Annotated in this window: 20 protein-coding genes and 1 pseudogene; 8 read left to right on the top strand and 13 right to left on the bottom strand. The window is 56.6% G+C overall.

All coding sequences use genetic code 11. From position 1 onward, the window contains the following. Nucleotides 1–53 precede the first annotated feature (53 nt). From AC5JQH_RS19865 to AC5JQH_RS19845, 5 genes are all read right to left on the bottom strand, one after another. Nucleotides 54–1,970: a flagellar hook protein FlgE gene (locus tag AC5JQH_RS19865; RefSeq protein ID WP_493791275.1), complete on the bottom strand. Its 1,917-nt coding sequence runs from the start codon at nucleotides 1,968–1,970 to the stop codon at nucleotides 54–56. 27 nt (nucleotides 1,971–1,997) lie between these two features. Next, nucleotides 1,998–2,675 (bottom strand): flagellar hook assembly protein FlgD, encoded by a 678-nt coding sequence (locus AC5JQH_RS19860; protein WP_303286854.1) that lies wholly within the window; start codon nucleotides 2,673–2,675, stop codon nucleotides 1,998–2,000. A gap of 18 nt (nucleotides 2,676–2,693) precedes the next feature. Beyond that, on the bottom strand, nucleotides 2,694–3,143 hold the full coding sequence (gene flgC / locus AC5JQH_RS19855) for a flagellar basal body rod protein FlgC (RefSeq protein WP_053115005.1): 450 nt from the start codon (nucleotides 3,141–3,143) through the stop codon (nucleotides 2,694–2,696). 44 nt (nucleotides 3,144–3,187) lie between these two features. Next, nucleotides 3,188–3,586: a flagellar basal body rod protein FlgB gene (gene flgB, locus AC5JQH_RS19850; RefSeq protein WP_339752527.1), complete on the bottom strand. Its 399-nt coding sequence runs from the start codon at nucleotides 3,584–3,586 to the stop codon at nucleotides 3,188–3,190. 238 nt (nucleotides 3,587–3,824) lie between these two features. Beyond that, nucleotides 3,825–4,376 carry a nitroreductase family protein gene (locus AC5JQH_RS19845; RefSeq protein WP_014576882.1) on the bottom strand — a complete coding sequence of 184 codons (552 nt, stop codon included), beginning with the start codon at nucleotides 4,374–4,376 and terminating at the stop codon, nucleotides 3,825–3,827. A gap of 155 nt (nucleotides 4,377–4,531) precedes the next feature. Between AC5JQH_RS19845 and AC5JQH_RS19840 the strand changes: the two genes are divergently transcribed. Both AC5JQH_RS19840 and AC5JQH_RS19835 read left to right on the top strand, forming a co-directional pair. Then, nucleotides 4,532–4,843: an Mpo1-like protein gene (locus tag AC5JQH_RS19840; protein ID WP_053115004.1), complete on the top strand. Its 312-nt coding sequence runs from the start codon at nucleotides 4,532–4,534 to the stop codon at nucleotides 4,841–4,843. 1 nt (nucleotide 4,844) lies between these two features. Further along, nucleotides 4,845–6,283: pseudogene (locus tag AC5JQH_RS19835) on the top strand (adenylate/guanylate cyclase domain-containing protein). Nucleotides 6,284–6,313: 30 nt separating this feature from the next. On the opposite strand, the gene queF reads toward AC5JQH_RS19835, so the two are convergent. Genes queF through AC5JQH_RS19820 form a run of 3 tightly spaced genes read right to left on the bottom strand, consistent with a single transcriptional unit; the run spans nucleotide 6,314 to nucleotide 8,867 of the window. After that, nucleotides 6,314–7,132, bottom strand: a complete 819-nt coding sequence (gene queF / locus AC5JQH_RS19830; RefSeq protein WP_053115002.1) for an NADPH-dependent 7-cyano-7-deazaguanine reductase QueF — start codon at nucleotides 7,130–7,132, stop codon at nucleotides 6,314–6,316. 14 nt (nucleotides 7,133–7,146) lie between these two features. Then, complete coding sequence (locus tag AC5JQH_RS19825) at nucleotides 7,147–7,920, bottom strand: ABC transporter permease (RefSeq protein ID WP_053115001.1); 774 nt, start codon at nucleotides 7,918–7,920, stop codon at nucleotides 7,147–7,149. Next, complete coding sequence (locus tag AC5JQH_RS19820; protein ID WP_014576877.1) at nucleotides 7,917–8,867, bottom strand: ABC transporter ATP-binding protein; 951 nt, start codon at nucleotides 8,865–8,867, stop codon at nucleotides 7,917–7,919. The genes AC5JQH_RS19825 and AC5JQH_RS19820 overlap by 4 nt, the downstream gene beginning before the upstream one ends. Before the next feature lie 261 nt (nucleotides 8,868–9,128). On the opposite strand from AC5JQH_RS19820, the gene AC5JQH_RS19815 reads away from it, so the two are divergent. Further along, complete coding sequence (locus AC5JQH_RS19815; RefSeq protein WP_104271070.1) at nucleotides 9,129–10,244, top strand: organic solvent ABC transporter permease; 1,116 nt, start codon at nucleotides 9,129–9,131, stop codon at nucleotides 10,242–10,244. On the opposite strand, the gene AC5JQH_RS19810 is transcribed toward AC5JQH_RS19815, so the two are convergent. The 3 genes from AC5JQH_RS19810 to AC5JQH_RS19800 form a co-directional block, all read right to left on the bottom strand. Continuing rightward, nucleotides 10,234–11,541, bottom strand: coding sequence for a cyclic di-GMP phosphodiesterase (locus AC5JQH_RS19810; protein ID WP_053114999.1), 1,308 nt, complete (start codon nucleotides 11,539–11,541; stop codon nucleotides 10,234–10,236). The two genes, AC5JQH_RS19815 and AC5JQH_RS19810, sit on opposite strands and share 11 nt — an antisense overlap. 176 nt (nucleotides 11,542–11,717) lie before the next feature. Beyond that, nucleotides 11,718–12,311 carry a hypothetical protein gene (locus AC5JQH_RS19805; protein WP_493805895.1) on the bottom strand — a complete coding sequence of 198 codons (594 nt, stop codon included), beginning with the start codon at nucleotides 12,309–12,311 and terminating at the stop codon, nucleotides 11,718–11,720. A gap of 73 nt (nucleotides 12,312–12,384) precedes the next feature. Continuing rightward, complete coding sequence (locus AC5JQH_RS19800; protein WP_008174275.1) at nucleotides 12,385–12,663, bottom strand: PilZ domain-containing protein; 279 nt, start codon at nucleotides 12,661–12,663, stop codon at nucleotides 12,385–12,387. 186 nt (nucleotides 12,664–12,849) lie between these two features. Between AC5JQH_RS19800 and AC5JQH_RS19795 the strand changes: the two genes are divergently transcribed. Both AC5JQH_RS19795 and AC5JQH_RS19790 read left to right on the top strand, forming a co-directional pair. Next, entirely contained in the window at nucleotides 12,850–13,866 is a 1,017-nt protein-coding gene (locus AC5JQH_RS19795) for a Fe(3+) ABC transporter substrate-binding protein (protein ID WP_039882044.1), read from the top strand. A 155-nt stretch (nucleotides 13,867–14,021) separates the two neighbouring features. Next, nucleotides 14,022–15,710 (top strand): ABC transporter permease, encoded by a 1,689-nt coding sequence (locus tag AC5JQH_RS19790; RefSeq protein ID WP_008174273.1) that lies wholly within the window; start codon nucleotides 14,022–14,024, stop codon nucleotides 15,708–15,710. 5 nt (nucleotides 15,711–15,715) lie between these two features. Here the strand turns inward: AC5JQH_RS19790 and AC5JQH_RS19785 are convergent, their stop codons facing one another. Continuing rightward, complete coding sequence (locus tag AC5JQH_RS19785) at nucleotides 15,716–16,201, bottom strand: thioesterase domain-containing protein (RefSeq protein WP_008174272.1); 486 nt, start codon at nucleotides 16,199–16,201, stop codon at nucleotides 15,716–15,718. Nucleotides 16,202–16,332: 131 nt separating this feature from the next. Continuing rightward, nucleotides 16,333–18,000, bottom strand: a complete 1,668-nt coding sequence (locus AC5JQH_RS19780) for an AMP-binding protein (RefSeq protein WP_288367919.1) — start codon at nucleotides 17,998–18,000, stop codon at nucleotides 16,333–16,335. A 241-nt stretch (nucleotides 18,001–18,241) separates the two neighbouring features. Here AC5JQH_RS19780 and AC5JQH_RS19775 point away from each other — a divergent pair, with 241 nt between their 5' ends. From AC5JQH_RS19775 to AC5JQH_RS19765, 3 genes are all read left to right on the top strand, one after another. Next, nucleotides 18,242–19,216, top strand: coding sequence for an ABC transporter substrate-binding protein (locus AC5JQH_RS19775; protein ID WP_008174270.1), 975 nt, complete (start codon nucleotides 18,242–18,244; stop codon nucleotides 19,214–19,216). A gap of 66 nt (nucleotides 19,217–19,282) precedes the next feature. Beyond that, nucleotides 19,283–20,185 (top strand): ABC transporter permease, encoded by a 903-nt coding sequence (locus tag AC5JQH_RS19770; RefSeq protein ID WP_008174269.1) that lies wholly within the window; start codon nucleotides 19,283–19,285, stop codon nucleotides 20,183–20,185. A gap of 9 nt (nucleotides 20,186–20,194) precedes the next feature. After that, the gene (locus AC5JQH_RS19765) at nucleotides 20,195–20,989 is read left to right on the top strand and encodes an ABC transporter ATP-binding protein (RefSeq protein ID WP_092032790.1); all 795 of its coding nucleotides are present in this window, start codon (nucleotides 20,195–20,197) and stop codon (nucleotides 20,987–20,989) included.

Genomic DNA, 20,989 nt, shown 5'->3' with positions numbered 1-20,989 from the left:
GACTGTTTCCAGTCTCCATGCAGGAGTCATGCCATGTTCGCTAACTCGCGAACTTAACGGAGGTTGATGATGGTCTGGGTAACCGCATCGGCGGTTTCTATCGTCTTCGCATTCGCCTGATAGTTGCGCTGGGCAATGATCAGATTCACCAATTCAGCAGACAGATCCACGTTTGATTCCTCTACTGAACTGGCTTTGATGGAACCCAGGGTGCCGGTATCAGGGGCACCAATGATCGGTTGGCCCGATTCGAAGGTTTCCACCCAGGACGTATCGCCAACAGGCGATAATCCGTTGGTGTTATTGAAGGATGCCAACGCAACCTGACCCAGGGCCTGGGACTGACCATTGGTGTATCGGGCGAACAATACCCCCTGATCCGATACGTCCAGCCCGGATAGTCGGCCAGTGGTGTAGCCGTTCTGCTGCTGGTCATTTACACCAAACGCAGCACCGTACTGAGTAGTGTCAGAGAGGTTCAGTACAAACGCTGATGAAGTCGGCGGCTCCGGTATCGGCGTCACGACTGTGCTGGGGTCCGCGGGTGGACCGTCTGCCCCATTCGGCTGACCATTTTTATCCTTGGGAACCCAATCGGTAATCACAAGCTCACCGGCAGGGTCGCCATCGATTGATTGCAGGTCGCCGTTCTGATCAAATCGGGCCGTATATGGCGTGGTATCGGTACCCGCCACCATTTCTCCATCAATCTGGAGGTAAACAGACCATTCACTTACACCAACCCCGCTGCCCGGAGAAGGCTCTTTTACGTAAAACTGGGTGAACTCATGAGGGTTCCCCAGACTGTCGTAAATGGTGGTTGAAGTCGCGTGATTGTAGGTCCGCTGATCCAGCGGATTGAACTCGTTGGTGATCCGGATCGGGGAGGCATTGAACGCGGTCTCGAAATCGCCACTGGCCGGGTCATCGATCCCGGAGACCACGCGATCCGCAGTCGCATTGACCTCGCCAAGCACGGTATCCGTGGTTTCACCGCCGTTGCTGAGGTCACCGTCATTATCGAAAGAAAAGCTCAGAGTCTCACCCTGGTTGTGAATCACCCGCAGCACATTGTTGCTACCTGACCCGTCGTCCACCACAGACGCGGAAATCGCTGTCTCGGAAGAGTTGTTGATGGAATCCACCAGATCCTGCAGCGACATGATGTTGCTGGTGTCCAGCGCAAGCGGGGAACCATTGATGCTGAGGCTGAAAGTAAAGTTCCCCGGGCCAGCGGTGGTGATGTAGGTGTCATCCAGCTGATTCGCGCCATCGAATGTTACCGTGGTGGTTGCAGACGCGCTCAAGCCGGGCGCCTCGTTGATCGAAGCTGCAGCCTCTCGCGCTGTCGCAGTTGCACCGATGCTTACATTGAAGTCCGGCGTGCCATCGATATAGAGCACATCAAAACTCTCTCCCTGCAGATCCGTTGCCGCTATCGGTCCAATGTCTCGAACCCGGGTTTCGAGCACGGGTTCGCGGGAATCAAGGTTCAAATCGGAAACAAGGTTGGTGGTCCGACGGGGCGCGAGATTGTCAGTTTCGACCTGCAGATCCCCACGGATACCGGAAAGGTTCCCATCCTCGTCGGCGGTATAGCCCTGAACCCGCATGCTCTGGTTGTTCGTTACGTAGCCGTCCTTATCGATACCGAACTGCCCTGCCCGGGAATACCGAATCTCGCCGCCGTTATTGAGGATAAAGAAGCCATCACCACTTATAGCCATATCCAGGCCGTTATCAGTGAAGCTGATATTGCCCTGTCCGAAGGACTGTTTCACACCCTGAACCCGGACACCGTCCCCGATCGGGTTGGTGCCTGCGCTCAGGAAGCCACTGGCATAAAGATCGCCGAACTGGGCCTTGCTGCCTTTGAACCCCACGGTGCTGGCGTTGGCAATATTGTTACCGGTGACGTCCAGATCCACCGATGCCGCGCGAAGACCACTCAAACCCGTATTAAATCCCATGGCTCACCTCTTGGTGTTTCACCGGTATCAGTTAATTTGTTTTACATCAGACAGGGCGATGGAGCCCATGCCTGCGAGATTCAGGGTAATGGAGCCGCCCTGACCCAGGGACACGCTGTCAACATTGGCACTTACCATCGTACCCAACTGCTGCGGCCCATCCGGGTAGGAAGCCTCGGCTACAATCCGGTAGGAGCCCGGCGGCAAGGGATTGCCGTTGCCGTCCTGGCCATCCCAGCGGAATGAGGTCACACCCGCCGGACTACTACCCATATCAATCTGTCGTACCAGCTCACCATTCTGTCCCTGGATCGAAAGCCGGAGCCCACCGGTCGATGCCGGCACTTCAATAGTGCCGCTGATCTCACCATCCGCACCCAGAATCCCGACCTGGGAAGGGGCAAGCACGGTTTTGCCGACCATGGCAGAGGCCTGCAGCGCCTGGGTGGAACGGAACTGGCCCACCACATCCTCAACCGTACCTGAGAGGTTCTGCATCTCCTCCAGTGAGCTGAACTGGGCCAACTGGGAGATAAACGCGCCGTTGTCCTGGGGTTCCAGCGGGTTCTGGTTTTTCAGCTGTGCCAGCATCAGTTCCATGAACTCATTCCGGCCGAGCTCACTGGTGCCCTGGCCGCCATTCTGTTGCTTCAGCTGGTATTGGCTCAGAACATCCGACGCGTCTGTTGCATTTACTGCAGTCATGTTGTGCTCCTCACCCCGTTACTGCTGACCAAGAGTCAGAATGCGCTGCATCATGGACTTGGCAGTGTTCATGACATCCACATTCATCTGGAAACTTCTGGACGACGACATCATGTCCGCCATCTCTTCAACCACATTCACATTGGGGTAGTAGACGTAGCCGTCCTCGTTGGCCGCCGGGTGATGGGGCTCGTAGCGCATCTGCAGCTCCGCATCACTTTCGACAATACCGTCAACCCTCACGCCGGCGCCCGGCCCCTCATCGGCAGCCATGGGCAAGCCTCCCTGCCCGGGATTCATCAGAGACTGCTGAATCGCCGAGAAAACCGGCTTCCTGGCGCGATAGGTTTCCCCCGTGCTGGAACTTGCCGTTTCTGCATTGGCAATGTTGGACGCGGTTGTATTCAGCCGCAGCGATTGCGCTGTCATACCGGAACCGGCGATATCAAAAATGCTGCCCAGTGACATGATAATTCTCCTTCGCTAACCTTCGCTAACCCCGTGACTGCGGCTTATTCGCCCTTCAGGGCTTTGGTCAAACCGCTGAACTTGCTGTTCAGGAACTGGAAACTGGCCTGGAAGTCCATGGCGTTACGCATGAAGCGTGACTGCTCCTGCTGGGCATCCACAGTATTACCGTCGACCGACGGCTGGTATGGCACCCGATACAAAAGATCGCTCTCCGACGCAGACCGGGAGGTATCCATGTGAGCCTCGTTTGTTTTCGCCATCCGGAAGCCGCTGACGGACTCCTGGGCCTTCTGCATCATCGCCTGGAAGTCCACATCACGGGCCTTGAAGCCCGGAGTGTCAGCGTTCGCCAGGTTGTTTGCCAGAACTTCGGCACGCCTGACCCGCGTTTCCACCGCGTATTGATGAATACCCAAAGCCTTATCGAACGTAATTGCCATGTTGCCTCCCGAAAACTGCACTGGTATGCCGAGCTGTTTTTGCCGGCTGTGCTCTTTGACAGGACTAAAGCAAGCTGAATGCCAGATTTATGGTCAGGTGTTAATTTGTCAGGAAACCCAGTGTTGGCAGGCCCTGCAGAGAATCCGAGTAGCGGTTACGGGAAAGGAGAAAGGAAAAGGGCAAGAAAAAGCGGCAAGCTGCTTCCCCCGGCAGAAGCCGGGGGTATTCAACAAGGTCTCAGGGCCAATGACTCACAAACTCGTCCACCGCCGGTCTGGGCACAGACGGCTTGGATGCCGAGACCGTACCGGTGTAGAGAAAGCCAACAATCTGTTCATGCTCTTCCAGGCCCAACCCCTGGTGAACCGAGGAGTGGTAGGCAACGCCGCCTGTTCTCCACATCACGCCGAAACCGGCATCCTGAAGGGCAAGCTCAACAAAACTCATGCCGGCAGCTGCCGACATGACCTGCTCGATTTCCGGTACTTTGGGATGCGTCCTCGGCGACGCGATACCAACTATGACCATGGGTGCGCGAAGGGGGGCACGCCGGAGCTTCTCGATTTCTTTCTCATCGCTGTTATTGGCACAGGTGGACGCAAACAGCTCTCCCAGGGCTTCAAGGCCTTTACCCTCGATCACCAGATAGCGCCAGGGCCTGAGCAGTGCATGGTCCGGTGCACGCGCCGCGCAGGAAAAGGCCCTTTCGAGGGTTGTCGAATCCGGCGCGGGTGATTCCAGCCTCGGTTCAGAGGAGCGGTTCAGGAGGAAATCGGTAACTGCGGTCATATCTGCTCGCTGTTTAAAGACTGTTGAAATATAGGTACGAACACAATTCATGGCTGTGAATTGTGGGTTCTACGTAATGCTGTTAACCTTTAGTCGTAGTCGGGTCTACCAACAATTATAAATGACGCGGTCGTACAACGTTGAGTGGCAACACAATGAGCAACCAGCAAACCTTCAATAACTTTTCCGAATTTTATCCGTACTACCTCGAAGAGCACAGCGACGTCACCTGTCGCCGTTTGCATTTCGCTGGAAGTCTCCTGGTCCTGATAGTCGCCGTATGGGCTCTGGCTTCGGGCAAGCTGTTGTGGCTTCTGGCCTTGCCGGTCATAGGCTATGGCTTTGCGTGGGTTGGTCATTTCAAGTTTGAAAAAAATCGCCCCGCTACCTTCAAATATCCACTGTACAGCCTTATGGGTGACTGGGTCATGTTCCGCGACATGCTCATTGGCAGGATCCGTTTCTGAAATGATGAGTGCCCCGGCAGACCTGCGTAATGCCAGTAGCTCAGCTGGCAGAGCCCTCTCGTCCGAGGCGGCGGGCAACCCGATCGCCATTCCCCCGATGCCCGATTACAATGGCCGGGTACTGGCATACACCTCAACCGCCGCCATTATCGTAACCGGCGTTCTCCAGGGCGCCTTTCCGCAATGGCTTCTCTGGCTGGTTGCCGGGGCCCTCACCTGGCCCCACATCGCCCATGCCCTGACTCGCCGCACTTTCCTCAGGAATTCGCCACGCATCCGTCAGAAAATGCTGATATTTGATTGCGTGGTTGGTGGCGCTTTCATTGGTTGCATCGGGCTGATCGTCATCCCCTCCCTCGCCGTTGCACTGATGCTGATGTTCAGTTGCCTGATTGTTGGTGGTATCCGTCAGTGGGTCCTGGGCACCGGCTTCATGGCGGCCTCCATTGCGGGGGCGGTTGCGATCGTCGGCCCGGCAGACGGACCACACTCGCCCCTGCTGACCAGCATCGTGTCGATTTTATCCACCGGGCTTTATATTTGCGTTACGGCTTACTATTCCCACCAGCAGGCACGGGCGTTGATGCTGGCAAAGACCCAGATCCAGAACCAGCGGGAGCAGTCCATCGCGCTTTCACACAAACTGTCCAAATATCTCTCGCCTCAAGTCTGGCAGTCGATCTTCACCGGTGAGCGGGACGTGAGACTGGAAACCCAGCGCAAGAAACTGGCGGTGTTTTTCTCTGACATCAAAGGCTTCACCGAATTGTCTGAGGAAATGGAACCCGAAGCACTGACCGAACTGCTGAATCACTACTTCAATGAAATGTCGGAAGTTGCTCTCAAGTATGGCGGCACCATCGACAAGTTCGTTGGTGATTCCATCATGGTGTTCTTTGGCGATCCAACCAGCCGTGGCCAGAGGGAGGACGCATTTGCCTGTGTCTCCATGGCCATCGAGATGCGCAAGCATATGAAAATCATGCGGCAGAAATGGCGCAGCCAGGGCATCAAGACCCCGCTGGAAATCCGCATGGGAATAAGCACCGGTTATACAACGGTTGGTAACTTTGGCGCCGAGAACCGGATGGATTACACGATTATCGGCAAGGAAGTAAACCTGGCCAGCCGGCTTGAGTCCCTGGCGGAGCCGGGCGAAATCCTCGTTTCCTACGAAACCTTCGCGCTGATCAAGGACAAGATCATGTGCAGAGACAAGGGCGAGATTACCGTGAAGGGCTTTGTCAAGCCGGTGCCAATTTACGAAGTGGTCGACTTCCGGCGCGACATGGGGCCCAACCGAAGCTTCCTGGAACACGAACATAGCGGCTTCGCCATGTATCTCGATTCGGACAAGATCACCGAAAAGAGCGGCAGGCCATCCTGACCGCTCTGGAAGATGCTGCAGATCGCCTGCGGCGGGAAGAGGATGTTTCCTGAGGCGCTTCCCTGCGCTCAAACAGAATCCTGCTACTGACGTATCAACCTTGGGCCGGCATCCCCGCCGGTTTCCGTGCTTCGCCACGGATTTATATCCAGCCCGCCCCGCCGTGTATACCGGGCAACCACGGTAAGCGACTCCGGGTTGCACCGCCCCATCAGATCGGTAAACACGGTTTCCACGCAATGCTCGTGGAAATCCTGTTTCTGCCGGAAGCTCACCACGTAACGCAACAAACCGCCCCGATCGATTTTCGGTCCGGTGTAGCTTATGAGGAGTGTCGCCCAGTCAGGCTGACCGGTTACCGGGCAGTTGCTCTTCAGCAGATGGGAGCAGAGCCGTTCTGTCACCACCTCCCCACTCGCTGAAAGCGCCTCAGGCGCGTATTCAAAAACCACTTCGCTGACCGGCTCGTCATCAATGAGCTCGAAGCCCTCCGGCCGGCCAATCGCTTCACCGGATTCGTCGACGCTCAACAGATTCACCTGAACAGCACCGCCGCAGGCGCTGGAAAGATCCTGGGTAATCACCTCCGCGACCTGCTCCCGAGAAGAGTAGACCGCCTGGTTCAACGAGTTCAGGTACAGCTTGAGCGATTTGGACTCAATGATTGCGGGCGAGGCCGCCGGAAAAACAATCTCCGCCCAGGCCACTTCCGGCACGCCGCTTGGACGCAGCCAGGAGATTTCCCAGGCCTGCCACAGATCCTCGCCAAACCAAGGCCAACGGCCATCCTCCAGACCAATGCGGCGGCGATTTTCCTCTCTCGCCACCGGGAAAAGCAGCCCAGGATCGTAGCTGTCCGGGTAGTCGCTTGTCTTGCCAAGCGGAGCGTCGTTAAGTGCCATAGTGGTTCCTGAAATCAGTGGCGAATGCCTTTACCACGCTCCAGCATTCTGAGAGCGATGAATGCCAGTACGGAGATGAAAACCAGAATCATACCAAGAGAAACAAACGGATTAACGTCTGACACGCCCAGAATGCCGTACCGGAAGCCGTTGACCATGTAGAGGATAGGGTTGGCCATGGATACGCCCTGCCAGAACCCCGGCAGTAAATCGATGCTGTAGAACACGCCGCCCAGATACGTCAACGGCGTCAATACGAACGTGGGCACAATGGAGATGTCATCAAACTTGGTCGCCAACATGGCGTTGATAAAGCCACCCAGGGCAAACAGTGCCGAAGTCAGAAATACCGTCAGAACCATCATGGGCAAGTTGTGGATGGACAGGCGGGTAAACGCCAGTGACAACAGCGTGACAATCAACCCGATGCCGAGGCCTCGCGCCATGCCACCTGTCACATAGCCGGCCAGGATCACCCAGTTCGGCACCGGCGACACCAGAAGCTCCTCGATGCTGCGCTGGAACTTCATGGAGAAAAACGAAGACACCACATTGGCGTAGGAACTAGTGATCACCGACATCATGATCAGCCCCGGCACAATGAAAGACATGTACTCGAAGCCGCCCATCTCCCCGATACGGGAGCCGATGAGGTTGCCGAAAATAATGAAATACAGGGTCATGGTGACCGCGGGCGGCAACAGGGTTTGCGCCCAGATGCGGGTAAACCGGCGTATCTCCCGGACAACGATGGTACTGAAGGCGGTAAAGAGCGCTTGTGGCGTCATGCGGCACCCTCCACGGTTTGAGTTGACTCCGCAGCGTTCTCTTCGACCATGCGAATAAACAGTTCCTCCAGCCGGTTGGCCTTGGTCCTCATGCTGACCACTTTGATGCCCAACCGTTCAAGCTCCACGAACACCTGGTTGAGCCCCTGCCCTTTCTGCACTTCCACCTCGAGAGCACCTTCTCCGTCCAATCGAGTCGGGAAACCATTCAGTTCAGGCGCGGCATCAAGGGTCTTCTCGGTGTCCAGAACAAAGGTTTCCAGGCTCAGTTGCTGCAGCAGGGCCTTTTTGCTGGTGTTTTTCAGAATCTTGCCGTGATCGATAATGGCAATATTGCGGCAAAGGGCTTCCGCTTCCTCCAGATAATGGGTCGTCAGGATAATGGTGGTGCCCTGACGATTCATTTCTTCCAGAAAGGTCCACATGGACCGACGAAGTTCAATATCTACGCCGGCAGTCGGCTCGTCCAGGATCAACAGTTTGGGCTCATGAACCAGGGCCCGGGCAATCATCAGACGACGCTTCATACCTCCGGAGAGCATGCGTGCCGGGGTGTCCCGCTTCTCCCAGAGTCCGAGCTTTTTCAGATACTTTTCAGCCGACGCCGAGGCCTGTTTAAGAGGAATTCCGTAGTAGCCGGCCTGGGTGGTGACAATGTCGAAGACCTTTTCGAACTGGTTGAAGTTGAACTCCTGCGGCACAACACCAAGGTTCAACTTGGCATCCGAGAGATGGGTGTCGGTGTCATATCCGAACACCCGCACCTTTCCGGCTGTTTTGTTAACCAGGGAGCAAACAATACCCAGGGTGGTCGATTTGCCTGCCCCATTGGGCCCCAGCAAGGCAAAGAAGTCCCCCTCGGCGACGTGCAGATCAATCCCCTTGAGAGCCTTGAAGCCGTCACCATAGGTTTTGGTGAGGCCCTCAATTTCCAGTGCATTGGTCATAACTCATCCCGATTCGGTGAAAAACGGCAAAGAACGGCCCTCGCCGCCAGCCAGAATTTAGATTGCTATTTATTGTGACAAAGTCGCTGATTTCAAGGCCCTTATCGGCCGGAGGCATCCCCGGACCAATAACGGAAACTGCGACAGGAATCCCGATATGAGGCAAATCACGCCCCTATAATGCGGTTACAACAATTTACAAAAGAGGCTGCTGCACCCCGGGTGCAGGCGCGCTGAAACGAAGGGAATGTACGTTCAACCATGAGATCCGTTCACCGCACCCGACTTACGTTCACCCTGCTGGGCACACTTGCTCTCTCCGGCTGTCTGGATGACGGCGGAGGCTCCGGCGACGACAGGAGCACCGGCCGAGTCAATTTCAATGGTTTTAACGGTCTTTCCTATCAGACTGCCAGTCAGTCCGGCACCACCAACGCAGCGGGAGAATTCCGCTACTACCCCGGCGAAACCCTCACGTTCAGGGTTGGAGACCTGCCGCTGGTTAGCGATGTACCGGCCAGGCAATACGTAACCCTGCTCGAATTTTTCGAGACCACCCGCACAGGGCTGCAAACGCCAATGGTGGATGATGAGGGATTGAGCACCCACACGCTGACTGAGCAAAACGTTCTGGAGAATACAACGCTGATGAACCTGTCCCGGTTCCTGATGCTCCTGAACTGGAGCCAGAATGTTGCTGAGGGCGACGGTATCGATATCCGCGACTGGGTTATTAGGCAGTTGAACGCGGCCCTTCCGGGCCTGACAGCGCCGATTGATTTCAGTGTCAGCGAATCCGAATTCACGGCCAACAACCCGATGTCTCCCGCCAATCAGCTGCTTGCCGCGATCTGTTTTTACCCCGAGGACGATGAACTCTGTGAGGAGCCGCCCACCCAGGAGGAAATCGACAACGCACCGCCACGACCGGAGAATGATGAGGATCGCGATCCTGACATTGAATACAGTGAAGACCTGCAGGCCAAAAAGGACCGAATCGAGAATGCCGTGCGAACCATGGAAGACATTGATTCGGAGGATGCCCAGACCTATCTCACCCGGGAACTCAAGGCGATCAGTACAACCGTCGCAAACCGATATTTCCTGGATGAGGACGTTGCCAGTCATCCGGCTACTGATACAGCCCTGAAGCAGGTTGCGGTTCGAAAAATCGGGGGCGGACTTTCCCTGGCGGAGCTGGAGGCCATCAGCACACGCCCGCAGGATATCCAGATAAATTCAGCCGACTGGCAGAGCGGAGAGGTGGAGTATTTTGTCGCCGGCCCCTCCGGCGGTGAGTCCGAGCTGCTGCTCAGCTTCCGTCCGGAGGATACCTATCGGTGGGTTCGCAAACAGCTGCGAGTGCTTATCCGCTGATCAGGCGCGAGAGGCTCCAGCGTGATTCCACGCCGGTCACGTCGTAATAGGAGGGATCGAGGCCTTCCGTACCGTGCGGCAGACAATCGCGAACCCGCACGGTTTCTGGCGCTTCCTTGCCTTCGTTGTATCTGGCCAGATCAATAATTTTGGCTGTTTTCAGCGGCCTTGAGGCAGCATCGGTCATTACCATTACCCGCGGCCACAAACGGCGCTCAGGGGAATGGGAAACCACAATACCGCGCTGACCATCGGTCAGCTCGACCAGACTCCCGGTGGGATAGATACCGATCGCCTGAATGAAATTCTCGACCAGATCCTCCTGGAACTCGATATTGCGCATTTCATAGAGCAGCGTGACCGCTTTTGCCGGTGTCATCGGCTCGGCATGAGACCGGGGCGCTATCAACGATTCGAAAAATTCCGCGATACCGGCAACCTTGGCCAGCAATGGAATCCGATCGCCGCGGACACCCTCCGGAAAGCCGGAACCGTTATGACGTTCCCGATGCCCCTGAACCACACTCAGCACGGCACGGGAGAGCCCGCCGTTTTCAAGCATCCTGACTCCACGGCCAACGTAACTCCGGTAGGTCAGATACTCCTCTGAGCTTAACTGGCCTTCCCGCGCCAGCAACTCGGCAGGCAGCGTGGTCTTGCCCACCTGGGACAGCAGGCAACCCAGGCCCAAATGGTTCAGCAGCCCCTCGTTCAACCCGAGATGGCGTCCACACACCAGGGCCCAGACAGAGGTATTCAATGCATGCCGGTACAGGTAGCTATCGTGGGCACGGGTGCGACTGAGCCACAATAGAGCGTCTGGCTGGCGAACAACGCTACTCACCATTTTGCTGGTGATCGCAGCGATCGGCCGGAGATCGGGCACGCCATCGGCACGAAGTGTCTCGAAAAGCTGATCCAGCGCGCCTTCCATATCGTCAAGCAGGCGCTTTGAGGTTTTCATTTCCTTCTTGAGACTGGTAACGGTTTCATACGTCACTGGCTCGCGAATACTCAGGGGCGGCAACTGGAGTTGCTCCCGCCCACCCCTGCGCTTGCCTTGCAATGTTCCGAAAGCCGGCTTGCTTCCGCCTTTTACCTCTTTGGATTCCCTTGCTTCCGCCACATCGACCAGAACCCATTTGCAGTGGGATACCAGTGCACGAATGTCATCCTGGGACCGGATATGGAAACCCTGAATCGGAAAGGGGGTCTGATGCCATGGCCTGTCCAGATCAGACACGAACATGCCCACTTCCAGATCATGAACTGCGACTTTTTTCTGTTGGACACCCACGGGCCACCTCACACAACAAACTTTTCGATAGCTACCATTCTGACCGAACCGCCGGAAGACACAATTACAATATCGTATCGCCAGGTAACCCAAACGCGACAAAACGTAACGCTAATGTTCAACAGGAAACAAAATGTAGCAACGTGATGGGAGTCACATATCAACGTCAGAAAGTGTCACTCTGCGTCACATACCGATTCATCAAATTCAGGCAATCGGGACCGCATTGAACCCCGCGGCGCCTTCCGGACATAAACCGTGTACGGAACTGATGATGCTCGCAGATAGTCAAGGTTCAGGGCGTCATCACCCTCACCCTCTGCCAAGACGGCAGGGGTACAGGACACCAGCAACTCCAGTTTCCCTTCTATTTCTGCAATACGGGCATCCGGATCCGCCGGATTGATGGACATGCAGCGGGTTGAGCCGCTTGCCGGCTGCCCCGTCTGCGCCACCAGATCCCGGCCCGCTTCGCCACAGGCACGAATACCCTCGCCGCAGGCACTCGCCTCTTCGTCATCGAGGAGGCGCCAGACACGGTCGCTGCATTGGGTTTCCAGCTTCACGGGCGTGGCTTTATCGCCGGCAAACCACCAACCAGGATACTCCGCGCTTTGCCAGGACAGCCGCACGTGTCTTGGCTCACCGGATGAATTCTCAGCCGGAAACATCGCAAAATGTGAGTAATAGCTCGCACAGCCCGATACGGAAACCAGGACAAGGCTTGCAATAATCGGCTTGTAAGCTCTGGAAAAGACTGAAAAGATCATCTGGCTGTTGCATCCCTGACAGCGGTTGGTTGAACACTGCCATTATCCACGGCAGGGGCATTCAATCCGTCTATCAGTCACCATTTTGATCAAACTGGAGGCCGTACCCGTCGTTGGTTTTGCGCACGACCACCATTTCAAGTATCGGTGCTGGAACAGGTAGCCCCTGCACCTGCACGGTAACTGTGTCGCCGAGGTTTGGCGCAAATGGCTCAGTGTCCACAACGATGAAAACACCGCCGTCGGAGATATCGCGGGTCGAGAATATGAACTCGCCGAGCTCCTCGTGAACCACCTTTACTTTCGCACTCATTGCCGTGCGTATGTGCTCTCTTCGATCGTTCCCATCCATTTGAGGATTCCACTACTTTTTGCATAGTTTTTATAGTCTTCCGAAGCATAACACCATTTTCAGAAAAATATGCCAACGGAGAGATTGACTCTGGAGTCAATGGAAATGAGAATGGTTGGCGTTTTTAAAAACTTGCCGATCCTGGCAAAGCAAATTAATACCGGAAACACCCGAAAGGATGGGAATATGCGAATGAAACTGGCTGCTACCGCAGCAATCGCCCTCTCTGCCATGCCCATGGCCGCCTCCGCAGATGGCGAGGTCAATATCTACTCATACCGTCAGGCATATCTGCTCGAACCCCTGCTGAACGCTTTTGAACAGGAAACCGGCATCCAGAGCAACGTGGTCTTTGCCAAACAGGGTCTGGCCGAGCGACTGGAGCGCGAGGGTCGCAACAGCCCGGCAGATTTGGTGATGACCGTTGATATTTCCCGCCTCAACGAGCTGGTAGAACGTGATCTCGTTCAGAACGTCGACAACGAGACTCTGGAAGAGAACATTCCGGAAAACCTGCGCCATCCCGAGGGCAAGTGGTTTGCCCTGACCACCCGCGGGCGCCTGATCTTCGTTTCCAAGGACCGCGTGGAAGAAGGTGAGATCACCACCTACGAACAACTGGCAGACGACAAGTGGAACAACCGTATCTGTACTCGCAGCGGCAAGCACCCCTACAACATCGCCCTGTTCTCCTCCATGATCGCACACCATGGTGAAGCCGAAACCGAGAAGTGGCTGGAAGGCCTGAAAGACAATCTGGCCCGCAAACCCCAGGGTGGTGACCGCGACCAGATCAAGGCTATTGCCGAGGGCGTATGCGACGTCTCCATTGGTAACAGCTACTACTATGGCAATATGCTGCAGGATGAGAACCAGCGGCCGATTGCCGAACAGGTACGGCTTGTATTTCCGAACGCCGAAGGCCGGGGCACTCACGTAAATATCAGTGGTATTTCACTGACCAAGAGCGCGCCTAACCGCGAGAACGCCATCAAACTGATGGAATTCCTGTCTTCACCGAAAGCCCAGCGTATCTACGCTGAGGCAAACACGGAATACCCGGCAAACCCGGAGGTTAAGCCTTCCGGACTGGTTGCCGAGTGGGGTGAGATCAACCCCGACAACCTGTCACTGCAGGAGATTGCAGATAACCGCAATGCCGCAGTCAAACTGGTTGACCGCGTCGATTACGACGGCGAGTAATCGCCAACAGTGAGGGTGGTTTGACCACCCTCACATGCCCTTTGGCGGGCGCTTCCCTCTTCCGGTATGACACCAGTCGTTGCAGGCATCAGGTCAGGTGACTACAATCTGCAGCCTTCAATTGGACAGACTCCACATCCAGGCGCAGGGACACTATGAGCGAGGCCGCAACCAGCGTTAATCCAGGGCTATCCCAGCCCCTGCTGGCTAAGCGTACCTCTCCAAAATGGATGATCAGCGCACTTCTGACCACCGCCATCGTCGCCCTTCCGGTTCTCTCCGTTATTTTTCTGGCGTTTTTTCCCGAAGAGAACATCTGGCCACACCTGATCGAAACCACCCTTCCCCGGTACCTGACAACCACGCTCAAACTGATGATTGGGGTGGGTGCCCTTACCCTGGTTATAGGCCTGGCGTCGGCCTGGGCGGTCACCATGTGCGAGTTTCCGGGTCGCAAATTCTTTGAGTGGGCGATGCTGCTACCATTTGCAGTGCCCGCCTACGTTATTGCCTATGTGTACACAAGCCTCCTGGACTACGCTGGCCCCGTTCAGGGTGCCTTGCGAGACCTGTTCGGCTGGAGCAGTGCCGCAGACTACTGGTTCCCGGAAATTCGCAGCCTCGAAGGCGCCACGCTGATGATCGGGCTGGTCTTGTATCCCTACGTTTACCTTCTGGCCCGCGCCGCCTTTCTGGAACAGTCCCCGTCTCTGTTCGCGGTCAGCCGCAGTCTCGGCCACTCCGCGCTGAGCACGTTCTTCAGGGTGGTTCTGCCCATCGCCCGACCGGCGGTAGCCGTCGGCCTTTCCCTGGTGCTGATGGAAACCCTGAACGATTTTGGTACCGTGGACTTCTTTGCCGTCCAGACCCTGACCGCTGGCCTGTTTGATACCTGGATGAACCTCGGCAACCTCGGCGGGGCAGCTCAAATAGCCACCACAATGCTGATCTTCGTGGTGATCCTGGTTACCCTGGAACGGTATTCCCGCAGACGCCAGCAACAGTTCGCAGCGCGGGACAACCGTGAGCCGATCCAGCGCTTCACCATGTCCTTCCCGCGCCAGATGATTTGCGTAGCGGTTTGCGCCTTACCGGTTCTGTTCGGTTTCGTGATTCCCGGTGCAACCCTCGGGCTCTATGCGTGGGAATACTTCGGTGAAAGCTGGAACCCGGATTTTGTCCGAAACACCTTCAACAGCCTTTTCCTCTCTGGCACGGCAGCCCTCACCACTCTGCTGATTGGTGTCACGCTCGCCTACAGCCGCCGACTGCACAACACCCGCAAGATGCAGGTACTGATGCGCCTTTCCAGCCTGGGCTATGCCATGCCCGGCGCCGTGCTGGCTGTGGGTGTGATTGTGCCCCTGGCAGGTTTTGACAACTGGCTGGATAGCCTGATGCGGGACGTATTCGGAATCAGCACGGGCCTGTTACTGAGTGGCTCGGCCTTCGCCCTGGTGTTTGCCTACACCGTGCGATTCCTTGCCGTTTCGGCCGGTAGCGTGGAGAGTGCGTTGCAGAAGATTACCCCGAGCATGGACATGGCGTCCCGCTCCCTGGGCCACACCCCGGGCAACACCCTGGTCAGGGTTCACTTGCCAATGTTGCGAGGCACACTGGTGACAGCGGCCCTGGTGGTTTTCGTGGACTGCATGAAGGAATTGCCGGCCACCCTGATACTCAGGCCGTTCAACTTTGAGACACTGGCGACCTACGTGTATCAGTTCGCCTCTGACGAGCGGCTTTACCACAGCGCCCTACCCGCTCTGATTATCGTTCTGGCCGGCATCATTCCGATTATTCTGATGAGCCGCTCAATCTCCAATAGCCGGTCAATTGCCTGACAAGCTCAGAACGTTACCCGGGATTTCACATCCTGAACCACGAACCGCCCCTGGAAAACCGCCACAGGATCCCCCTCAGGCATTGTGTTTGGTTCGCCGCAAAAAACCTCAGCCGTCAGATCCAGCCGTCCCTTGCCATGCCGGGCCAGACTCTTGCGAAAACGTTCCGGTACCTCCTCACCGGGCAGGCGGCAGATCACATAGAAATCGGAAGACACGGGCTCGAGGTAGTCGATATTCCCGCTCTGCACCACCACATTGCCCTTTAAGCCAAGATCCCATAGTGCCAATTCAGTCAGGCCCCAGGCCGCAGTAACCGCCGCAGAGTACACGCTGCCTCCGAACCCCGTACCCTGGTGGTTCTTGTTGGGTTCCAGCGGCGCACTGAGCAGCAGCGAATGGCCATCCCAGGAATGCAATTGAATCCCCAACGCCCGGGAAAGGGGAATTTCGTCCTGGATACGCTTCTGGAAAAGGGACAACTGGCTCATAACATCCTCCTGATATTCATCCAGTTTAGGCCCGCTTTCTCCTTTTCCCTATGCGACTTACGTCGGTTTTCTTCCGGCAAAAAAAGCCCGGCAGAGCCGGGCTATAACATCTTCATTTCGAATCGGGCGTTTTACTGCCAGATAACCGGCTGACGCTGTGCATACCAGTTGTCCACTTGCTCCTGATACGCATCCTCAACCACGTTGCGCTTGAGCTTCATGGTCGGCGTGAGGAAGCTGTTCTCGATCGACCACTCGTCGCTCATTACGGTGATGAACGCCAACTGTTCGTGCGGATCCACGGTCTTGTTCACATCAGCAATCAGCTTCTTGAAGCTTTCTTCGATTTCCTTACGGAAGGCTTCATCCGCCATTTTCGGCCGGGACTCCTCGGCCAGCATCACCAGCGCGTGGGGCTGGGTCTGATTGGCACCGGAGACACACACCATCTCGATGGCATCGTGGGACATCAGACGGTTCTCAATGGGTGCAGGCGCAATATACTTGCCCTTGCTGGTCTTGAAGATTTCCTTGATGCGACCGGTGATCTTGAGCCGGCCCATCTCATCAATTTCACCCTTGTCGCCAGTCTTCAGGAAGCCATCCTCGGTGAAGGTCTCCCGGGTTTTCTCTTCGTCCTTGTAGTAGCCCATCATGGTGGCCGGGCTCTTGATCTGAATCTCTCCCTCCGGGCTGATGCGGGTTTCAACCCCCGGCGCGGACTCACCAACGTAACCGGTTCTTGAGCGCCCTGGCTTGCTCATGTGGGAGTAGGCAAAGTTTTCAGACATGCCATAGCCCTCAAGCAACTCGAGGCCGAGGTTGCGGTACCAGTCCAGAACGTCGCTCGCGAGGGGGGCTGAGCCACTGCCTGCCAGCTTGACCTTGTCCAGACCAAGGCCCTTCAGGATTTTCTTCTTGATCAGTTTGTTGACCACCGGAATCTTCAGCAGCCGGTCCAGCTTCTTCTTCGGCAGCTTCTGGAGCACACCGTGCTGGAATTTCACCCACAGGCGCGGTACCGAGAGGAACAGCGTTGGCTGCGCACGCTGCAAATCCTGCACGAAGGTGTCCAGAGATTCTGCAAAATACAGGTGGAAACCCGCATAGAGCGAGGCCAGCTCAACAAAGGTACGCTCGAACACGTGAGCCAGCGGGAGGTACGACAACATGCGCTCCTCGGAGCTCACACCGAGTACCTCCATGCCGCCCTCTGCCGCATAGGCCATGTTGTAAAAGCTGAGCATGACGCCCTTGGGTTTACCGGTGCTGCCTGAGGTGTAAACGATGGTGGCCAGTTCGTCGGCATCACGCTTAACATTTTCTTCCAGAGGCGGATACTTGGCGACGATATCGTCCCAGGTTTCGAAATCATTGGGAGGGCTCAGCGGGAAGGAGATGCAACGCACGGATTCCGGCACGCCCGGTTTCATCATGTCCCAGTCGTCCAGCTTGCCGACAAACACCACCTCGCACTCGGCGTGGTTCAGGATGTAGTTAACGGTGTCGGCATTCAGGGTGGGATACAGCGGAACGGAAATGTGACCGGCCATCCAGATGGCCCAGTCGGTCATGATCCAGTGGGCGCAGTTCTTGGAGATCAGGCCGATGCGGCTCTTTTCGGGGAGATTCAGCGATTTGAGGTAAGACGCCATGCGCCGCGCCTCATCCACCGCCCGACCCCAGGTATAGTCGACGGTTTTGCCGTCGCCAATGGGCTGGGTCATGTATACGGAGTTCGCCTTGGCCTTCTCCCAGTGATCAACCATATCCAGGGGAAGCTTGTTTGTTGTGTCCATGGACCTTCCTTGCAGTTCGTTATTCGAGTTATAGATGATTTATTATTAGACTTTCGTAGGGTATTTCAACATAGTATGAGCGGTCAAAACGTGACACAAGCAAAATAATTTCCAACTGCATCTATTGCAACCAAAACGCCGCCACCGGCAACATCCCCTACCCCTTGAACCCCTTGCCTGTGGTAAACTTCCGCCCCTTCAGATTCGCAACATATCAGTTAACCTACCCGGAGATGGGCATATGGCCAAGACAACCCTGCGCACCCTGTTCGGTGCCACCCTGCTGGCGCTGGCAACACTTGTTCAGGCACAGGAACCCCGCGTTGTAGCCATCACACAGATTGTGGAACACCCGGCACTGGACGCCGTCTACCAGGGCATAAAAGATGAACTCGCCGAGCGCGGCTTCAAAGAGGGCGACAACCTCGAAGTGATGCACGAAAGTGCCCAGGGCAACTCTGCCATTGCTTCCCAGATTGCTCGCAAATTCGTTGGTGAGAGTCCCGACGTGATCGTGGCGATTGCAACGCCTTCCGCGCAAACCGTTGCCGCTGCGGCCCGCAATACACCGGTGATTTTCTCCGCTGTGACCGACCCGCTTGGCGCCAAGCTGGTAAGTAATCTGGAGGCGCCTGGCGCCAACATTACCGGCGTAAGCGACATGCTGCCCATCGACAAACACCTGGACATGCTGCAGCGCGTAATGCCCGATGCCAAACGCATTGGCACGGTGTACAACCCGGGCGAAGCCAATGCCGTCTCCCTGGTGGAACTGCTCGAAGAGCGCCTCGCGGCGCGTGGCCTTGAACTGGTAAAAGGTGCTGCCACCAAAACTTCCGAGGTTCTGGGCGCGGCCCGCTCCCTGGTGGGTAAAGCAGACGCCATCTACCTGACCACAGACAATACCGTGATCAGTGCTGCCGAAGCCGTCATCTCTGTTGGTGAGCGCGCCAGCATTCCGGTATTCGCGGCAGACACCGCTACCGTTGAGCGCGGTGCCGTTGCAGCACTCGGGTTTGATTACTACGACCATGGCCGCCAGACCGGCGTGATGGTTGCCCGGGTATTGAATGGCGAGAAACCCGGCGAAATGGCGGTTGAAACCATGGAGAAGCTGGACCTGTTCGTGAACCCGGCCGCCGCAGAGCGCATGGGCATCACCCTGTCAGATGATGTAATCGCAGACGCGAAGAAAGTGATCGACAGCGCCAAGTAATCCCCCTGAACCCAACGGGCGGCCCTCACGAGGGGCTGCCCGTTTTATCATTGGTGATACCCGACCATGCTGAGTAACATCGCTCTTTATGGTGCCATTGAGACCGGACTGATCTACGGCCTGGTCGCCTTCGGCATCTACCTCTCCTTCCGGGTGCTGGATTTCCCGGATCTCACTGTAGATGGCAGCTTTCCCCTCGGTGCTGCCGTTGCCGCCGTACTGATCATTGAAGGCTGGAACCCGTGGTTAGCCACAGGCTGTGCCGTCATGGCCGGCATGGCCGCAGGCGCGGTAACAGCACTGCTGAATGTGAAACTCAACATTCTTAATCTGCTGGCCTCGATCCTGACCATGATTGCGCTCTATTCAGTCAACCTGCGCATCATGGGCCGCCCGAACGTGGCCCTGCTGACCGAAGAAACCGTGCTGACGCCCTGGTACGACCTGGATCTGGCCTACCATCAGGTACCGGTGCTTCTGTTCGTTATTGTGGTCTTTGTTGCCCTTATCCTGCTGTGGCGTTTCATGAAATCCGAAACCGGTCTGGCCATGCGAGCCACTGGCGCCAACGCCAGAATGGCCCGGGCACAGGGCATCGCCACCGGCGCCATGATTGTTCTCGGCGTTGCCGTTTCCAACGGCCTTGTCGGACTTGCCGGTGCGCTCTTTGCCCAGAGCCAGGGTGCAGCCGATGTCACCATGGGCGTAGGGGTGATCGTCATTGGCCTTGCCTCCCTGATTGGCGGTGAAGCCGTGGTGACTCCCTCGACCGTGGTACGCGCGCTCATCGCGTGCGTGGTGGGCGCAATCATCTACCGACTGGCCATTGCCTTCGCTCTGAATGCGGATTTCCTGGGACTGCAGGCCCAGGATCTGAACCTGATTACCGCGGTTCTGGTTACCCTGGCCATCGTTTTGCCCGGCGTACGTTCATCCATTGCCGGCAAACTTTCCCGTAGCAAGGCCTAAGGAGGCGACATGATCAGTGCAACCGATCTCCGGCTTACCTTTGGCAGGGGCACACCGCTGGAAAACCCGGCCCTTCGGGGTATGAGCCTGACCGTTAACCAGGGTGAGTTCGTCACCGTGATAGGCAGCAACGGCGCCGGCAAATCCACCTTTCTGAATGCCCTCGCCGGCGAAGTGCTGGTAGACAGCGGCCAGATCATCGTGGACAACCTGGACGTCACCAAACTGCCGACCCACAAACGGGCCGGCCGTGTTGCCCGGGTATTCCAGGACCCACTGGCCGGTACCTGCGAGGGCCTCAGCATCGAGGAAAACCTCGCCCTGGCCATCAAACGTGGCCAACGCCGCGGCCTCACCAGCGCCGTGAAGAAGCAGTACATGGAAAAATTCAGGGACAGCCTTTCGTCCCTGAATCTGGGCCTGGAAAAACGTCTTGGCGACAAGATGGGCCTGCTCTCCGGGGGTCAGCGCCAGGCCGTGAGCCTGCTGATGGCGAGCCTAACGCCCTCGAGCATCCTGCTGCTGGACGAACACACGGCCGCGCTGGACCCGAAAACCGCTGCATTCGTGCTGGAACTCACCACCAAGATCATCGAAGAGCAGAAGCTCACGGCACTGATGGTAACCCACAGCATGAAGCAGGCACTGGAAGTCGGCAGCCGCACGGTAATGCTGCACCAGGGCCAGGTGGTATTCGATATCGCAGGCAAAGATCGGGAAGGTCTGGAAGTGAAGGATCTGCTCGGGCTGTTTGAAAAGCAGCGTGGGCTGGAAGTGGACGACGACAGCCTGTTGCTGGGCTGA

The sequence above is a fragment of the Marinobacter sp. H13 genome (genome assembly GCF_059072335.1).
Note: the sequence above shows the minus strand (reverse complement) of the source record. Positions and strands in the feature narration are given on the sequence as shown.

What these genes read in the sequence shown, in the direction of transcription:
- AC5JQH_RS19865 (WP_493791275.1), bottom strand. Translation starts at nt 1,970, where the DNA reads ATGGGATTTAATACGGGTTTGAGTGGTCTTCGCGCGGCATCGGTGGAT.
- AC5JQH_RS19860 (WP_303286854.1), bottom strand. Translation starts at nt 2,675, where the DNA reads ATGACTGCAGTAAATGCAACAGACGCGTCGGATGTTCTGAGCCAATAC.
- flgC (WP_053115005.1), bottom strand. Translation starts at nt 3,143, where the DNA reads ATGTCACTGGGCAGCATTTTTGATATCGCCGGTTCCGGTATGACAGCG.
- flgB (WP_339752527.1), bottom strand. Translation starts at nt 3,586, where the DNA reads ATGGCAATTACGTTCGATAAGGCTTTGGGTATTCATCAATACGCGGTG.
- AC5JQH_RS19845 (WP_014576882.1), bottom strand. Translation starts at nt 4,376, where the DNA reads ATGACCGCAGTTACCGATTTCCTCCTGAACCGCTCCTCTGAACCGAGG.
- AC5JQH_RS19840 (WP_053115004.1), top strand. Translation starts at nt 4,532, where the DNA reads ATGAGCAACCAGCAAACCTTCAATAACTTTTCCGAATTTTATCCGTAC.
- queF (WP_053115002.1), bottom strand. Translation starts at nt 7,132, where the DNA reads ATGGCACTTAACGACGCTCCGCTTGGCAAGACAAGCGACTACCCGGAC.
- AC5JQH_RS19825 (WP_053115001.1), bottom strand. Translation starts at nt 7,920, where the DNA reads ATGACGCCACAAGCGCTCTTTACCGCCTTCAGTACCATCGTTGTCCGG.
- AC5JQH_RS19820 (WP_014576877.1), bottom strand. Translation starts at nt 8,867, where the DNA reads ATGACCAATGCACTGGAAATTGAGGGCCTCACCAAAACCTATGGTGAC.
- AC5JQH_RS19815 (WP_104271070.1), top strand. Translation starts at nt 9,129, where the DNA reads ATGAGATCCGTTCACCGCACCCGACTTACGTTCACCCTGCTGGGCACA.
- AC5JQH_RS19805 (WP_493805895.1), bottom strand. Translation starts at nt 12,311, where the DNA reads ATGATCTTTTCAGTCTTTTCCAGAGCTTACAAGCCGATTATTGCAAGC.
- AC5JQH_RS19800 (WP_008174275.1), bottom strand. Translation starts at nt 12,663, where the DNA reads ATGGATGGGAACGATCGAAGAGAGCACATACGCACGGCAATGAGTGCG.
- AC5JQH_RS19795 (WP_039882044.1), top strand. Translation starts at nt 12,850, where the DNA reads ATGCGAATGAAACTGGCTGCTACCGCAGCAATCGCCCTCTCTGCCATG.
- AC5JQH_RS19790 (WP_008174273.1), top strand. Translation starts at nt 14,022, where the DNA reads ATGAGCGAGGCCGCAACCAGCGTTAATCCAGGGCTATCCCAGCCCCTG.
- AC5JQH_RS19785 (WP_008174272.1), bottom strand. Translation starts at nt 16,201, where the DNA reads ATGAGCCAGTTGTCCCTTTTCCAGAAGCGTATCCAGGACGAAATTCCC.
- AC5JQH_RS19780 (WP_288367919.1), bottom strand. Translation starts at nt 18,000, where the DNA reads ATGGACACAACAAACAAGCTTCCCCTGGATATGGTTGATCACTGGGAG.
- AC5JQH_RS19775 (WP_008174270.1), top strand. Translation starts at nt 18,242, where the DNA reads ATGGCCAAGACAACCCTGCGCACCCTGTTCGGTGCCACCCTGCTGGCG.
- AC5JQH_RS19770 (WP_008174269.1), top strand. Translation starts at nt 19,283, where the DNA reads ATGCTGAGTAACATCGCTCTTTATGGTGCCATTGAGACCGGACTGATC.
- AC5JQH_RS19765 (WP_092032790.1), top strand. Translation starts at nt 20,195, where the DNA reads ATGATCAGTGCAACCGATCTCCGGCTTACCTTTGGCAGGGGCACACCG.